The organism is Paenibacillus sp. FJAT-27812, from assembly GCF_001273905.1.
Lineage (GTDB): Bacteria > Bacillota > Bacilli > Paenibacillales > Paenibacillaceae > Pristimantibacillus.
This window is the reverse complement of record NZ_LIGH01000001.1, coordinates 93,902-109,777: the sequence shown is the minus strand read 5'-3', so window position 1 is coordinate 109,777 and position 15,876 is coordinate 93,902. Positions and strand designations below refer to the sequence as shown.

Here is a 15,876-nt window from a genome sequence, read left to right as displayed (position 1 = left end):
TTTGTTTAGGGAGTGTTGCAAGATGGTGAAGAGTAGTGTTTTGGGTTATCCGCGTATTGGTGCTGATCGTGAATGGAAGAAGGCGCTCGAAGCATTTTGGTCCGGCAAGCTCGAAGAATCGGACTTTCATAATAAACTGAAGGAAATCCGTTTGAACCATTTGCGTAAGCAGAAGGAAAAAGGCATCGACTTTATCGCTGTTAATGACTTCAGCTATTATGATCACATTCTTGACACTGCCGCTATGTTCGGCATCATTCCAAAACGGTTTGCCTATGAGGGCGGCGCTGTTCCCTTGTCCGTTTATTATGGCATTGCCCGTGGTACGAAGGATGCAACAGCAAGCGAAATGACGAAGTGGTTTAATACGAACTATCACTATATCGTGCCTGAGCTGGATGGCGCTGCACCGGCTCTCACCGAGAACAAGCCGCTGCAGGCTTACCGCGAAGCGAAAGAAGAGCTTGGTATCGAGGGCAAGCCGGTTATCGTAGGACCGCTCACTTTCCTGAAGCTGTCCAAAGGGTACAGCGCATCGGAGACGGATGCTTGGCTTGAGCGCTTGCTTCCGCTTTATGTACAGATTTTGCAAGAGCTGGCGAGTGAAGGGGTTCAATGGGTACAAATTGACGAGCCGATTCTGGTAACGAAATTAAACGCGGCTGATCTAGAGCGGTTGAAAACAATCTATGAGACGTTTGCATCAGCAGTTCCTAGCCTGAACATCATGCTGCAGACTTACTTTGAATCGGTAGAGAACTACAGTAACATCGTTGCGCTTCCGGTTAACGGTGTGGGACTGGACTTCGTTCATGGATTCACGGGCAACATTTCGTCTATTAAAGCGTTAGGCTTCCCGGCGGATAAGGTACTAGGCGCAGGCGTTATTGACGGCCGCGGCATCTGGAAAGCTTCGCTTCGCGAGAAGCTGACCTTGCTGGAAGAGCTTGCGGCAATCGTGACGACTGATCGGCTAATCGTGCAGTCCTCATGCAGCTTGCTGCATGTCCCGGTTACGGTGCAAAACGAGGCGAAGCTGCTGCCTGAGCTGAAAAATGCGCTTGCATTTGCTGATGAGAAGCTGGATGAGCTTGTCCTTCTTGCAAAAGCCGTTTCTTCAAGCGGAGCAGAAATTACGGCTGAATTGGAAAAATGCGATGCAGCTCTACAGGCGCTTAAGCAGTCGGGTGAACGCAATCGTAACGACATTCAGCAGGCAGTTGCAGCTATCAGCGCACAGAATCCGGAGCGCAGCTTGCCTTTCGCAAAGCGCCATGTTGCTCAGCAGCAGAAATGGCAATTGCCGATTTTTCCGACGACGACTATTGGCAGCTTCCCGCAATCAGCAGAGGTGCGCAAGGCGCGTCAGCAGTGGCGCAAAGGCGAATGGAACAATGAACAGTACGCTGGCTTCATTAGGGAGCAGATCGATATTTGGATCAAGCTGCAGGAAGAGATTGGGCTGGACGTTCTTGTGCACGGCGAATTTGAAAGAACGGATATGGTTGAATTTTTCGGCGAGAAGCTTGCAGGCTTCGCGTTCACACAGTTCGGCTGGGTACAATCTTACGGTTCCCGCTGCGTGAAGCCGCCTATTATTTTTGGAGATGTGGCGTTCGAGGAAGCGATGACCGTCGAGGAAACCAAGTACGCTCAGACCAAAACCGAGCGTCCGGTTAAAGGAATGCTGACAGGTCCGATTACGATCATGAACTGGTCGTTCGTCCGTGATGATATTACGCGTGAACAAATCGCTTACCAGCTGGCATATGCGCTTAGACAAGAAGTTGAAGCGCTTGAGCAAGCGGGCATCGGCATGATTCAAGTGGATGAGCCAGCCGTTCGCGAAGGGCTGCCGCTTAAGGAAGAAGACCAAGCGGAGTACCTGGCATGGGCGGTCAAAGCGTTCCGCATGACTACTTGCACGGTTCAAGACACGACGCAAATTCACACGCATATGTGTTATTGCGAGTTCCATGACATGATCGATTCGATTGAAGCGATGGATGCCGATGTCATTTCGATCGAAACATCCCGCAGCCATGGTGAGCTGATTCATAGCTTCGAGCTGAACACTTACAAGCTGGGCATTGGTTTAGGCGTTTACGATATCCACAGCCCGCGTATTCCGCGAGTGGAAGAGATGACTAGCATGATCGAACGCGCTTTGCGTGTGCTTGATCCTAAGCTTTTCTGGATCAATCCGGATTGCGGACTTAAAACGCGTGGATTCGAAGAAACGGTCGATTCCTTGCGCAACATGGTTGAAGCTACGCAGCTCGCGCGCGCGAAACATTCTGTACAGGTGTAATTGCTGGTCATAAATCGATAGCTGAATAACGAAGCTGAAAGAGCAGGCCGCGGCGCCTGCTCTTTTTATTTTACAAATGAATACAAACAAAACCGAGATTTAGTGCAAAGATTGATAGATTTTCAGGTGCGATATTTGCTATTATAGGATAATAATCCCAGTTTCTCTTTGATTCCTTTTAATAGACGGATATAGGAAGGTGAACATGATTCAGGATAACGGATACGTTGTAGGATGGGGAACATTGGCCTTCGCCGAGCGATGGCACAAAGCTAAATATCCTGGTCAATAATAACAATAGCTCAGGAACGGTCATTTTTAAAATCGACCACGGAACAAAATCGCGATCTAAACTACCGCTTCTTCGATCGTTTTCTTCGGGAGCGCCTTCGCATTAAATCTACGAAATTAATGTCGTTTGCTGTATTCAGGGACGATTGTTCATTATCGGCAGAAGCCGATTCTCTGGATTCACGATCATTGCCTTCGGTGGCAACAGAGGTCGTATTCATATTTATCGTCCCGACATTCCCAAATATAATCGTACCATTGTTGTTTTCGATAATAATCCGTCCAATCTGGCATCCCATAGCAGCTCAGCATTCCTTTCTTTCGTTACGATTTGATGCGGCCCCCAAAGTGTCTGCTTCCTACTCTCACACCCTATTCTATGAACGATTGGGTTAATAGGTATTGGCTTTTTGCAGCGTTACAGCAGCCCTTTTTTAAGCGGTTTTGCTTGTGGCGGATCTTTTTAAAGGATAGAATCGTTACTGACTGTTAGGGGAGGTGGCCGTGATACAGGAACTTGTGGGCAGCTGCACGGCATGTAAGAAACCTATTTATTGCAACGACGGATTTATTAACGGAAACGTGCTTGAGGATAAAACCTTGCTATGTTTCGAGTGTTTCGATAAGGAGCATGAACAATCGCCAGAAGGAAATATTTAGAATGACTTAGCCGATTCTATCGCATTTCATTCGGGTACATCTACAGAAATAAGGATGTGGCGGATAGGAGCGATTCGAATGGGATGGTTGTTTATAGTGATCTATGGCGCAGTTATTTTAATGGTAGTAGAAATAGCCGCATCGCTGCTCGTTGTGACAGGGCTTGATCAGAAGATCGCACGGTTTCAAGCGGTTTCTATGCTGACGGCTACCGGTTTTACAACAAAAGAGTCAGAGCTTGTCATCAGGCATCCAATCCGCAGGCGTATTGCCGTTTTTTTGATTGCTTTCGGCGTATTTTCGCTAGCTGTGATCATTTCGTCACTCAGCCAACTTTTATCGCAAAATTTCGGCATTCATCAGTTGGTTTGGGCAATTACGGCTTTAGGAGCAATCTTGATTATTGTGAAAAACAAACGGATCGCGGCTTTTTTAACGGAGAAAACGGAGCATCATCTGGAGAAGGAGTTCGCATTGCATGAGCTGCCGATCCAGGAAGTGCTGTATATAGACGAGAAAACTGATTTTTTCACAAAAATAAAAATAAGCGGCCGGTCCGATTGGCTGGGCAAAAAAGTAAACGAGATCAATCATTGCGCGGACGGTTTTACCGTTCTACTCACGGAGCGGGACGGCAAGAAGGCCCGTCTTTTTGACATGAAGATCGATGAAGGGGATCAGCTCTTTGTGTATGGGAATAGAAGCGCAATTGAAAAAGCTTTTAGAACGGAGCTCAAGCATGCGAAGACTGAACGGGTGAATGAGCACGATGTTACGGCTATATAACGGAAGTGATCTTTAAAGCAAAAGAGCAGATAAATCGCTTCTTTGGCAAAGTGATGTTAAAATACGGTATACTAATCGTTGCCGAGAAGTTAAAGGTTTGAAAACAACCGTCATAAGGGAGAACATCATGGAAAACACAAACACATTGAAGGTGCAGGAATTAATAAACTTGCTTTTGGCTATGAATCCCCGTGCTGAGGTATACTATGGAAGCAACAATGAATATCGGCCGCTTGTGGCGGATGATGTTCAAGAAATTTATGCTCCTGAGCAGATGGCGAAGACTGTCGCGATTATCGGCGAGCAGCAAACGAGTGAGCAGGACGAAAAGCAAGCGGGGACTTCGAAATGAAAAAAGCATCCATCACGTTAGCAAAAGGACAAGTTGTAGATATCGAGCTATTTGACCAAGATGCCCCGGGCACGGTGGCCAACTTCGAGAAGCTGGCTAATCAGGGCTTCTATAACGGACTGACCTTTCATCGCGTCGTTCGAGGATTTGTAGCGCAGGGAGGCTGCCCTGATGGCACGGGCCGCGGAGGTACGGAGAAGATTTTGTGCGAGACAGCCAACAATCCTCATCTTCACGAGCGCGGGGTGTTATCGATGGCGCATTTCGGAACCGATACGGGAAGCTGCCAATTTTTCATCTCCTACGATAAGCATGACTACCTAGACGGCCGTCACACGGTTTTCGGGAAAGTTACGTCCGGGATGGAGCATGTTGATGCTCTCAAACGAGGCGATATGATGCAGAACGTAAAAGTATGGGATGAATAACAAACAAATATTCATTTGCATCATTGCAATTCCGAGTAATCCGATATACAATGAATTTCATTAACATAAAAAACATCTTGAGAGAGACATGGAGGATGGAACAATGCGCAAGGTTTTGTCAGGATTCATTTCATTGGTTTTATTGACGGTAGTGATTAGTGCGTGCTCCGGGGGGAATAACGGATCTTCGCCGTCTAATAACGGACAAGCCAACACACCTGAAAATACGGCAAGCGAGCAGCCAAAAGACGGCGGCAGCTTGATTATAGGGGTAGCCTCGGATCCGGTTATTTTGAACCCGAACTACGCAGGCGACCGCGTTAGCTTAACAATCGACCAAGCGCTTTACGCGCCTTTGTATCAAGTTAATGACGGCAAGAAGACGTTTTATCTGGCGGATAGCCTGACGCTATCGGATGATAACCTTACTTACACGTTGAAGCTGAAGAGCGGCCTGACTTGGCATGACGGACAGCCGCTAACTGCCGATGATGTCGTGTTCACGATCGATAAGATTTTGGATGAGAAGCAAAACAGCTTCCTAAGAGGCAACTTGATCATCGGGGGCAAGCCCGTGCAAGCGGTAAAAGTGGACGATACGACTGTTGAATTCAAGCTTCCGCAAGTCAGCCCGGCTTTCGAAGCGACGCTGCTGCAAGTTTTCCCGATTCCTAAGCATATTTTCGAGAGCGAAGCTAATATTGAGAAAAGTCCTAAGAACAACACGCCTGTTGGTTCGGGAGCGTTCAAATTCAAAGAGTACAAGACTGGCGAGTATGTAACGCTTGAACGCTTTGATAACTACTTCGGCGGCAAACCGCATCTGGATTCGATAACATACCGGATTGCGAAGGATACGAATGCAGCAAATCTTGCCCTTCAAAACGGCGAAATTAACGTTAAATATTTGGATCCACAAGATGTAGCGACGATTCAAGCGACAAATAACTTCGAAATTTCGCCTTATAGCGAAGGCCGCTTGGCATACTTGATGTTTAACCAAAACAGCGACACCGGTGTACTAGGCAAGAAGGAAGTGCGTCAAGCGCTCGCTTATGCTTTGAACCGTGATGAAATTATTAAAGTCGCATACAGCTCCGGCGAATATGCCGATCCGGCAAAATCGTTCGTCACGCCGGATGGCCTGTTTCACACAAATGACGTAACAACTTTTGACAACGATGCAGCGAAAGCGAAAGAGCTGCTCCAAGCTGCTGGAGTAAACGGCCTGAAGCTGCGCTTCATCGTACAGAGCGGCAACAAGGCGCAAGAAGCGGTTTCCTTGTACGTACAGCAGAAGCTTAAAGAAATCGGAGTTGAGGTTGAGCTGCAAAGCATGGACTCCTCAGCTTGGGTGAAAAAATTTATCGACCAGAAGGCAAAGGATTATGAAATTGCCATGACGGGTTACATTATGGGATACGATCCTGACGCTTACTCGATCCTGTTCAAATCAACGGGCAGCTCCAACTATTCCCATTATGTGAACAAGGAAGTAGACACTCTCTTCGAGCAAGGTACGGGAGAGGCAGACGCAACGAAACGTGATGCGATTTACAAACAGCTTCAAGAGATCATTGCGAGCGACGCGGCTATCTATCCTATCGCTTACACGAAAACGATCGTAGCTGTCGATAAAAAATACGGCGGGCTAGACCAAGCCGTACTGAAGCCGGTCGTTATTTTTGAAGACTTGTCTAAACTTTATTTGAAATAAGAGCGCGGCAAAAATAAGCTGGAACGTTCAGCTTATTTTTTTGCGAATAAAAGCAGGGAGAAAAACGTATGAGACAACTCATCGCAAAAAGATTGCTGCAAACGATACCGATGCTGTTCTTCGTTTCGATCGTCTGCTTTGGCATGATTAAGCTGGCGCCGGGAGATCCAGTCCTCTCCTTCGTAACGCCTAACATGCATCCGGAGGATATCGAGCGAATGCGGGCAAGCCTTGGCCTTGATAAGCCGGCGTACGTCCAGTATTTTCTCTGGATTAAAGAATGCCTGTCTGGAAATCTTGGATATTCATTAATTAATCATCAGCCTGTATTGGATCAGATTTTGGAGCGCCTGCCTGCTACGGCAGGCTTGATGGGCATATCGATCGCACTAGCCGTATTGCTGGCGATCCCTCTTGGCCTAATTGCGGGAGCGAACCGGAACCGCTTCGTTGATAAGCTGATCAATCTCGTTTCCTATATTGGTATCTCGATACCGCTGTTTTGGCTGGCTATTTTACTTATGTACTTTTTTGCAATAAAGCTGCACTGGCTCCCGAGTATGGGGATGCGTACGATTGGGACGGATTCCGCTTGGGATGTTGTTAAACACGGCATACTGCCTTGCATCGTGCTTGCCTTCGGGTTTCTGGCCGTCTATGTGCGGTATATTCGCTCTAGTACGATTGGACAGCTTAAGGAAGATTACGTGCAAATCCAATATGCTTTTGGATCAAACAAGTCGACCATTCTGTTCCGGCATGTGCTAAAGCATGTGCTGCTTCCGGTCATCACTTTGCTGGGGATGTCCATGGGCGATCTGGTGGCAGGGGCTATCGTCACGGAGACGGTATTCTCGTGGCCGGGCATCGGGACTCTCGGCATGACAGCAGTCAAGGGGATGGACTATCCCGTTATTATGGGCATTACGCTATTCTCGTCTGTGATGCTGATCTTAGGCAATCTGGCTGCAGATATATTGTACGGCATCGCTGATCCGAGAATTCAAATAAAGAGGTGATCTCATGAATCGCAGTAAATGGCGAAGCGTTCGCAACGAGCTGTTCACGAACGGCCTCGGGATCGCATCCATCATCATATTAATTGTGTTTTCGTTAGCTGCAATTTTCGCTTTTCTTTCATCGAAGGATCCGAACGCTTTGAACGTCATGGAACGGTTGCAGCCCCCAGGGGCGCAGCATTGGTTCGGAACGGACGATTACGGGAGAGATTATTTCGCAAGGGCGCTGTACGGCGGACGAATCTCGCTCATGGTCGGGTTTGCCTCGATGATTATAGCAACAGGCATCGGCGTCGCAGTCGGGGTTATCAGCGGTTATTTCGGCGGCAGGATCGACAACCTTCTAATGAGGATGTTGGAAATCATCCTGTCGATTCCTTCATTTCTAATCTTGTTGCTGCTTAGCGTTTATTTGAAGCCTAGCGTTGGCAACATTATCGTCATTATCGCTTTGTTAATGTGGATGAACATTGCCCGGGTTGTCCGTGCGGAGACGATGTCCGTGAAGGAACGCGAATATGTGCTGTATGCAAAAGCATCCGGCCAAAGCGCCTTCGGCATCATTGGCAGGCATATCCTTCCTAACCTGGTCCCCGTCATTATCGTTGGCGCGACCAATAATGTCGCATCGGCGATTATGATGGAATCTTCCCTAAGCTTTCTTGGATTTGGGGTCCAGGCTCCGAGCGCGACATGGGGCAGCATGCTGAATAACGCGCAAGGCTATATTGCGCAAGCGCCATACCTTGCTTTATTTCCGGGTTTGCTCATCTTGTTGACCGTACTTAGCTTTAACATCCTGGGCGATATTTTGCGCGTCGGTTTCGAACCTAAATTAATCCAAAGATAAGCCGGCGGAGAGATAAAATGCACAAAGGAGTGTAGCGTACCATGACAGAATGGCTGCTATCCGTCGAGGATTTAAGAGTGTCTTTCTATTCAAGGGAAGGCGAGAATCAGGCCGTGCGCGGCGTAAGCTTCCATATTGAAGCCGGCGAAGCAATCGGCATTGTCGGCGAATCAGGAAGCGGCAAGAGCGTCACCGCCAAAGCGATTTTATCGCTGATTCAGCCTCCGGGCAAAGTAACCGGCGGGGATATCCGATTCCGCGGAGAGAGCTTGACCAAATTGCCGGAGAAAAAAATGAGAAAGCTTCGCGGCAATCGAATAGCGATGGTGTTTCAAGATCCGATGACCTCACTAAACCCGGTTAAGCGGATTGGGGAGCAGATGACAGAGGTCATCCGCAGGCATCTTGGCATGAGCAAAGACGAGGCGCTTAAGGAAGCGATCTCGATTCTAAATAAAGTCGGCATTACGGAGCCGGAACGGCGCATTCATCAATATCCTCATGAGTTCAGCGGCGGGATGCGCCAACGGGTCATGATTGCGATGGCGCTTTCCTGCAAGCCGGAGCTGCTTATTGCAGACGAGCCGACAACAGCGCTGGATGTAACCATCCAAGCGCAGATTCTTGATTTATTCAAGGAGCTGAAGGACAACTCCGATACGGCCGTGGCGCTCATCACCCATGACCTCGGCGTCGTGGCGCAGGTATGTACACGCGTAATCGTGATGTACGGCGGCATGATTATGGAAGAGGGCAAGGTGGAGGATATTTTCTACCGTTCCCGGCATCCTTATACGCAAGGTTTGCTTCGATCAGTGCCTAAGCGAGGCGGCGGAACTAGGGAGCGGCTAGTCCCAATTGAGGGGACGCCGCCGGACTTGCTCAATCCGCCTCCAGGTTGCCCGTTTATGGAGCGCTGTCCTCATGCCATGGACAAATGTAAAGAACTGCCCCCTATGTTCGATGTCGGGCCTAGCCACCGTTCCTTGTGTTGGCTGGCGGACCGTGATTTCAAGCAGGATCAGGCGGCGAACAAGTCAGAGGGGAGCGGTTCCGGTGAGTGAGCGCAGCATACTGGTTGATGTGCAAAATTTGAAAAAACATTTTGTCAAAGGCAAAGATGTATGGGGACGGCCCACAGAAGTGCTAAAAGCTGTCGATGGTGTCAGCTTTCAGATCCGCCAAGGCGAAACCTTCGGGCTTGTCGGGGAATCGGGAAGCGGCAAATCGACGGTTGGCCGTTGTCTTCTTCGGTTATATGATTACACGGATGGGGAAGTCCGTTTCGACGGGCAAAGCCTCACGAAGCTTGGCGAGCAGCAGCTGAAGCCGTTCCGCAGACGCATTCAATCTATTTTTCAGGACCCGTATTCCTCTTTAAATCCCGGCATGAACGTGCTTGAGCTAATCGGCGAGCCGATGGATATCCATGGGCTATACAAGGGTGAGGAGAGGAAGGAGGCCGTTGCTGTCCTGCTCGAGAAGGTCGGCCTGAAGCGTGAGCATCTATACCGCTATCCCCACGAGTTCAGCGGCGGTCAGCGCCAGCGTATCTCGATTGCTAGAGCGTTGTCTGTTCGGCCGGATTTTGTCGTATGTGACGAGCCGATCTCCGCGCTGGATGTTTCCGTGCAGGCGCAGGTCGTTAATATGCTTGAAGATTTGCAAGCGGAGTTTGGTTTAACATATCTCTTTATCGCACATGATTTGTCTATGGTTCGGCATATTTCCGATCGGATCGGGGTTATGTACCAAGGACGCCTCGTGGAAGTCGCGGATAGCGACGAGCTCTATGAGAATCCGCTGCATCCTTACACGCAGGCGCTGCTGTCTTCCATTCCTGTGCCGGACCCGAACGCGGTTGTCGAGAGGATTACGTGGAAAGAGAGCGCGGCGGCATCGGAAGAAGTGCCCGAATTACGGGAAGTAAGCCCAGGGCATTTTGTAGCACTTCATAAGTAGTAGATCCAATTATTCTACCAGGAAGGAGCTGTTTTATAATGACAAATCCAACACAAGAAGAGGCTAAGCTATCCCAATGGGATGCTTTGCTGCTTGAATCGCTGCGGGCGCTCGGTTGGTCAAATGATGAGCTGATTCGCAGAGTCCGCTCTCGCGAGCTGCCGGAGGATGACAGTATATATCATTTTAATTATCAGGATCTATCCAGCTATGCGGATCAGGAACCGGAAGTATTCGAAGCGGCAGTGAAGCATGGTTACCGCATCAAATACAATACGGTTCGCGGTATCCGGAGCTGGATCTCGATCACATTCGGCAAAGAGCCGGTACTGGAGCTGGAAGAGGGCCGCGAGGCGGTTACAGCGTCGTTAACGCAGGCCGAGCGTGACCAATTGGCTTCCGTTTTATCTTTTGGTTGGTCGATACAAGGCGAGGCAAGTGGATCGGCGGATGAGGCAAGCTCTTACGTGATCGAACCGATTCAACGTTAAGCATAGAGGTATTGAATAGCATGAGGGCATCCATACAAGGATGCCCTTTATTTTTGTCGTGAACAGTGGAAACTACGTTTCATGTACCTCTGAATGATGCGCTCGAACCCGTTGATCCAAGCGGCGCTGGCTTCGTTCATCCTCGCTTTCCGGCAGTTTTAAGGTGAAGCAGCATCTTGGACGCAACCCTAAAATCGGATTTATATTTTGCAAATGCCAGCCTAAAATTGTTGTGCCACACTTACAACGATTCTAGGCTGGCATTTGTTGTGTGCAGAACGAAAGAGAGAAGAGCATTGACTTAAAAGCTGTGGATGATGATATTATGTAGATTGCTATTGATGGAAGAAAATTGTAGCTTTTTCCCGCTTTAAACGGCCAATTTAAAATAAATAAGGAGTGATTGTGATGACTTTTTCGAATACGAGAGATATTCCTAAAGAGAAATTTAAAATGGCTAAGCAATATCCGATCTATGTAGCGGACACGGAAGGGGTTAACTCCTTTTATCAAAAGCTTCATTGGCATGATGTGCTGGAGATCAATCTTATTAAGTCAGGTAGAGGCTATTACATCATCAATGGGCAGCGATTCGAATTCCAGCAAGACGATATTTTATTAATCAACTCCAATGACCTTCACTGCGCTTACGAGACGAAGGATTTGGTCATCTTGGTCATTACGTTTGACGCGTCATGGTTTCTCGGCAATTTGCGTTACGATCCAGAGATTCTGTCGCCGTTTAAGGAGATGGGCGCTTATTTCACCAATTTGCTCGACCGGAAACAGCCTATGATGGACGAGCTTCGCTCCATCCTATTTGCTTTGCAAGAGGAGCATATCACGGAGAGGCAGTCATACAGCTCCATGGTGTATTCCCATTTGCTTCGTTTTTTGGCTTCCGTGAACCGTCACTTCCGGATGGAAGGGCTGGTTAGAGCAAAAGAAAAGCTGAATACCGTCCAATTGGAAAAAGTACGCACGGTGATATATGCCATGGAAGAGCGGTATGCGCATGCTTGGACGCTTGAAGAGCTGTCAGGGCTCGTGTTTTTAAGTCCCTCCAGGTTTAACGATATTTTCCGTTTGGTGGTCGGAATGGCGCCACTGGCCTATTTAATTCACATTCGACTAGAGCATGCGGTGATGCTGCTGGAGACGACAACCATGAAGGTAACGGAGGTAGCCCATGAATGCGGCTTCCATACGTTATCCAATTTCAATCGATTATTTAAGAAGCACCTCGGTGTTTCACCTCGCGTCTTCAAAAGCTGGAATGTTAAATAACAGTTGGATAGTGTCACTTTTTAAGCGGTAAAGCGGAGATGTGCCCGGTTTTTAAGGGTACTATGTAAGAAGAAAGAGGATATTTAATCCGAGCTGCTTAGAGTGAACATTTTAGGAACGGGGGGTTAGCCATGCAGCAATCTAGTATCGAAATCAAACGGAAATCCTATGCGAAGACAAGCGGATTCGGACGATTCCTCCGGCAATGGGACATTCAGTTAATGGCGTTGCCGGCCATGCTCTTTATTTTTGTTTTTAGCTACATTCCGATGTACGGCGTATTGACCGCATTTCAGGACTACAGCATTTTCAAAGGGTTTTTAGGCAGCCCTTGGGTCGGCTTTAAGCATTTCGAAATGTTCTTTCATGCTCCTGTTTTCTGGGACGTCATGCGCAATACGATTGTCATCAGCCTGCTTAAGCTCATCATTGGCTTCCCGGCACCGATCATTTTGGCATTGATGCTGAACGAGGTTAGAAACCGGACCTACAAGCGAGTGATTCAAACGATTAGTTATTTGCCTCACTTTTTATCTTGGGTTATCGTGTCAGGCTTCGCTCTTTCTCTGCTCTCCACGGACAACGGAAGCCTAAACATTTTACTGCAAAAGTTGCATTTCATCGACGAACCGATTAATTTTCTGTCCATGCCGGAGTACTTCTGGGGAATTTTAGTGACAACGGGCGTTTGGAAAGAGATCGGCTTCGCTTCTATCGTCTATCTTGCAGCTATTGCTGGAGTTGATCCGCATTTATATGAAGCCGCTTCCATGGATGGCGCAAGCCGGTTTAGGCAAATATTTACGATTACGCTTCCTTCCATTATGCCGGTCATTACGGTGTTTTCCATTCTAGCGATAGGAAATTTGCTAAGCGCGGGGTTTGAGGATATTCTCTTGCTCGGCTCTAATCCGGTACTGAGAGATGTAAGCGATGTCATTGATACGTACGTGTACCGGATAGGTATCGAAAACTCGCGGTTCTCTTACGCAACGGCAGCAGGCACCTTCAAAGCGGTAATCAGTGTGGGACTGCTCGCGGGAGCAAACTATTTGGCTAGAAAATCGGGTAACAGCTTGTGGTAACGGGGAAGGAGAGGGATAGGTCATGAAACTTTCATACGGTGATAAAGCTTTATCCATTGTCATCTATATCGCGTTTGCTGTACTTGGATTCACCGCTTTTTATCCGTTCTGGAACGCGGGAGTCATCTCCTTAAATGCGGGAACGGATACGATGCAAGGCGGAATTACTTTCTGGCCACGCGTGTTCTCGCTGGAAAATTACGAGGTCGTATTTAAAGATAAGCGACTGATTGACGGATTCATTATTTCGATTTTGCGTACGGTCGTAGGAACGATCGGCACCATATTGGCAACGTCGATTTTTGCCTACAGCATGACCAAGCGGGAATTAATGGGCCGCAAGTTTTACATGATCGCTTGCATTATTACGATGTATTTTAGCGGTGGGCTGATTCCAAGTTATTTATTGATAAGGGAACTTGGGCTTATGAATACGTTCTGGGTCATGGTTATTCCCGGTTTAATCAGTATTTGGAACATGATTATATTTCGGGCCTTTTTCTTAGGCATGCCAGCTGGGCTTGAGGAATCCGCGAAAATAGACGGCTGCACGAACTGGGGAGTCTTCTTCCGAATCATATTCCCGTTGTCCGGCCCGGTTCTCGCCACGTTATCGCTATTTACCGCCGTTTATCACTGGAACGACTGGTTTGCTCCTAGCATCTACATCTCCAACGTCGATTTGCTGCCGATTCAGACCAAGCTGCAGCAAATTTTGAACTCCAACATCATGAACGAGCAGATGTCCCAAATCGATTCGTCGGCAAGCAGCCATTTGAACAAGATGAAGTCGGTTACGACAAAATCGTTGGCGATGGCCACGATGATGGTCGCGACGGTGCCGATCCTATGTGTCTATCCCTTTGTTCAGAAGTACTTCGTTAAAGGGGTATTGATCGGATCGCTCAAGGAATAGGGTTCAGAGCATTTGCTTTAACCATAGATGACCAAATAGAAGGGAGTCAGATCAATGAAATTTTACAAAAAAAGCTTTAATACCGTATTGGTAGCTGCGCTTATCGCCGTATCGGTGTTGTCGGGCTGTGCCAAAAACAATGATTCATCGGAAGCGGTAAACACGCCAGGCGGTGAAAAGTCAGGCGAGGGCAAGCAGGAGAGCGCCGGATTTGTTCTCGGCGAGCAGCCGCTGGAGTTCACTTTCTACGGGGACTATGACTGGTATACGATGCCGCCATGGGGCGACGATTTGGCAACAAAGTGGATTAAAGAAAATAAAAAAGTAAACGTCATTCCAATCAGCTCAGGCGGCAACGCGAAGCAAAAAAGAAATACGATGATTGTTTCGAACGAGCTGCCGGATGTCATTTGGATGGAACGTGGAGCGGAAGTGGAGAGGCTTCGTTCGGAAGGCATGCTTGTTCCGTTCGACGATTATTTGGATAAATATCCGAACCTCAAGAAATGGGCGGGAGAGAAGACGCTGGATATGCTTCGTTCCCCCGACGGCAAGCTGTATCAGTTCCCGAACTGGTATACGACGCAGCCAAACGGCAACTCCGGTTATTTAGTGAACAAGAAGATCTATGAGAAGCTGGGCTCTCCGAGCCTGGAGACAACGGATGATCTCTACGCTTATCTTCAGCAGGTAAAAGCAAAATATTCGGATGTTGTGCCTCTCGAGGTAGGCCAAGGCGCGGAGGGCATTCAAATCCTTACATCCGCTTTCGCGGAGAACCGCCCTTATTTGTACAGCAGTCAAAACATGATGGCGATCCCTTCAGGCAATGAGCTGACCTCCGTATTCGTAGATCCGGTCTACCGTGAGACGCTGCAGTATGCGAACAAGCTGTACCGGGAGCGGTTGATCTCTCAGGACGCGTTCACGCAGAAGCTGGAGCAGGTTGAGCAGAAAATCGTAACAGGCAAAATCGCGGTTTATGCCGCTTCTAGCCCAACGGAGTTTGGCGCAAAGGGCAACACGGCATTAAAAGCGAAAGATCCAACCGCCGGTTATATTATGGTCTGGCCTATTCATAAGCCGGGACTTGATAAAAATAAGATTTTCCCCGGCGATTACAAGCAGTTAGGCTGGAACGTCAGCGTTATTACCAAATCAGCCAAAGATCCCGAAGCGATTTTCGCCTTCTTGGACTGGTTTACAGGTCCTGAAGGACAAAGAACGATTATGTGGGGACCAGAAGGCCTTTACTGGGATGGAACCGATGCCAATGAAGCGCCGATATTTACCGACAAGTTCACCAGCGACCAAAAAGGCCGCGATGATTTGATGAATGCAACCGTCAACTTCCAATGGAACGGAAATACCGTCTACGTAGATAATTCGAAGTCTAAATTCGAATCCACGCTGCCTGCTGACAAGCGCAGCTGGGAGACGTATTGGCAGTCGGAAATTACATGGAAGACGCAGCTTAATACGACGGAGTTCGTAAACCTGGCGCCTGCCAGAGATTCGGATGAAGGCATAATCGCCCAAGCTGTTTCCGAAATCTATGAGAAAGCGAACGCAAAAGCGGTGATTAGCGCGAAATCCGATGCGGAAGTGCTTGCGATTCTAGATCAGGCGGAGAAAGACGCACAGAAGGCAGGTTATGAACAACTGCTTAAATACAATACCGAAAGATGGCAAGAGAACCTAAGCAAGCTGAAATAATACAA

Annotated in this window: 14 protein-coding genes; all 14 read left to right on the top strand. The window is 48.2% G+C overall.

Features of this window, described 5'->3' with window-relative positions; all coding sequences use genetic code 11:
* Window positions 1-22 precede the first annotated feature (22 nt).
* On the top strand, window positions 23-2,311 hold the full coding sequence (metE, locus tag ADU23_RS00460; protein ID WP_053371937.1) for a 5-methyltetrahydropteroyltriglutamate--homocysteine S-methyltransferase: 2,289 nt from the start codon (window positions 23-25) through the stop codon (window positions 2,309-2,311).
* A gap of 1,029 nt (window positions 2,312-3,340) precedes the next feature.
* Window positions 3,341-4,048, top strand: a complete 708-nt coding sequence (locus ADU23_RS00450) for a TrkA C-terminal domain-containing protein (protein ID WP_053371935.1) — start codon at window positions 3,341-3,343, stop codon at window positions 4,046-4,048.
* Window positions 4,049-4,175: 127 nt separating this feature from the next.
* Window positions 4,176-4,400 carry a hypothetical protein gene (locus ADU23_RS00445; protein WP_053371934.1) on the top strand — a complete coding sequence of 75 codons (225 nt, stop codon included), beginning with the start codon at window positions 4,176-4,178 and terminating at the stop codon, window positions 4,398-4,400.
* Complete coding sequence (locus ADU23_RS00440; RefSeq protein WP_053371933.1) at window positions 4,397-4,828, top strand: peptidylprolyl isomerase; 432 nt, start codon at window positions 4,397-4,399, stop codon at window positions 4,826-4,828. The genes ADU23_RS00445 and ADU23_RS00440 overlap by 4 nt, the downstream gene beginning before the upstream one ends.
* A gap of 103 nt (window positions 4,829-4,931) precedes the next feature.
* Window positions 4,932-6,545 carry an ABC transporter substrate-binding protein gene (locus ADU23_RS00435; RefSeq protein WP_053371932.1) on the top strand — a complete coding sequence of 538 codons (1,614 nt, stop codon included), beginning with the start codon at window positions 4,932-4,934 and terminating at the stop codon, window positions 6,543-6,545.
* Between the two features lie 68 nt (window positions 6,546-6,613).
* Window positions 6,614-7,564, top strand: a complete 951-nt coding sequence (locus tag ADU23_RS00430; RefSeq protein WP_053371931.1) for an ABC transporter permease — start codon at window positions 6,614-6,616, stop codon at window positions 7,562-7,564.
* A 4-nt stretch (window positions 7,565-7,568) separates the two neighbouring features.
* Window positions 7,569-8,414, top strand: a complete 846-nt coding sequence (locus tag ADU23_RS00425; protein WP_053371930.1) for an ABC transporter permease — start codon at window positions 7,569-7,571, stop codon at window positions 8,412-8,414.
* Between the two features lie 41 nt (window positions 8,415-8,455).
* Window positions 8,456-9,478: an ABC transporter ATP-binding protein gene (locus tag ADU23_RS00420; RefSeq protein WP_053371929.1), complete on the top strand. Its 1,023-nt coding sequence runs from the start codon at window positions 8,456-8,458 to the stop codon at window positions 9,476-9,478.
* The gene (locus ADU23_RS00415; protein ID WP_053371928.1) at window positions 9,471-10,376 is read left to right on the top strand and encodes an ABC transporter ATP-binding protein; all 906 of its coding nucleotides are present in this window, start codon (window positions 9,471-9,473) and stop codon (window positions 10,374-10,376) included. Before ADU23_RS00420 ends, ADU23_RS00415 begins: the two co-directional genes overlap by 8 nt.
* 38 nt (window positions 10,377-10,414) lie before the next feature.
* Complete coding sequence (locus tag ADU23_RS00410) at window positions 10,415-10,867, top strand: hypothetical protein (protein WP_053371927.1); 453 nt, start codon at window positions 10,415-10,417, stop codon at window positions 10,865-10,867.
* Window positions 10,868-11,275: 408 nt separating this feature from the next.
* On the top strand, window positions 11,276-12,154 hold the full coding sequence (locus tag ADU23_RS00405) for an AraC family transcriptional regulator (RefSeq protein WP_053371926.1): 879 nt from the start codon (window positions 11,276-11,278) through the stop codon (window positions 12,152-12,154).
* Between the two features lie 131 nt (window positions 12,155-12,285).
* The gene (locus tag ADU23_RS00400) at window positions 12,286-13,239 is read left to right on the top strand and encodes an ABC transporter permease (RefSeq protein ID WP_053371925.1); all 954 of its coding nucleotides are present in this window, start codon (window positions 12,286-12,288) and stop codon (window positions 13,237-13,239) included.
* A gap of 22 nt (window positions 13,240-13,261) precedes the next feature.
* On the top strand, window positions 13,262-14,155 hold the full coding sequence (locus ADU23_RS00395; protein WP_053371924.1) for a carbohydrate ABC transporter permease: 894 nt from the start codon (window positions 13,262-13,264) through the stop codon (window positions 14,153-14,155).
* 54 nt (window positions 14,156-14,209) lie between these two features.
* A complete protein-coding gene (locus ADU23_RS00390) occupies window positions 14,210-15,871 on the top strand; it encodes an extracellular solute-binding protein (RefSeq protein WP_053371923.1) in 1,662 nt (553 codons plus the stop codon).
* The last annotated feature ends 5 nt before the right edge of the window (window positions 15,872-15,876 follow it).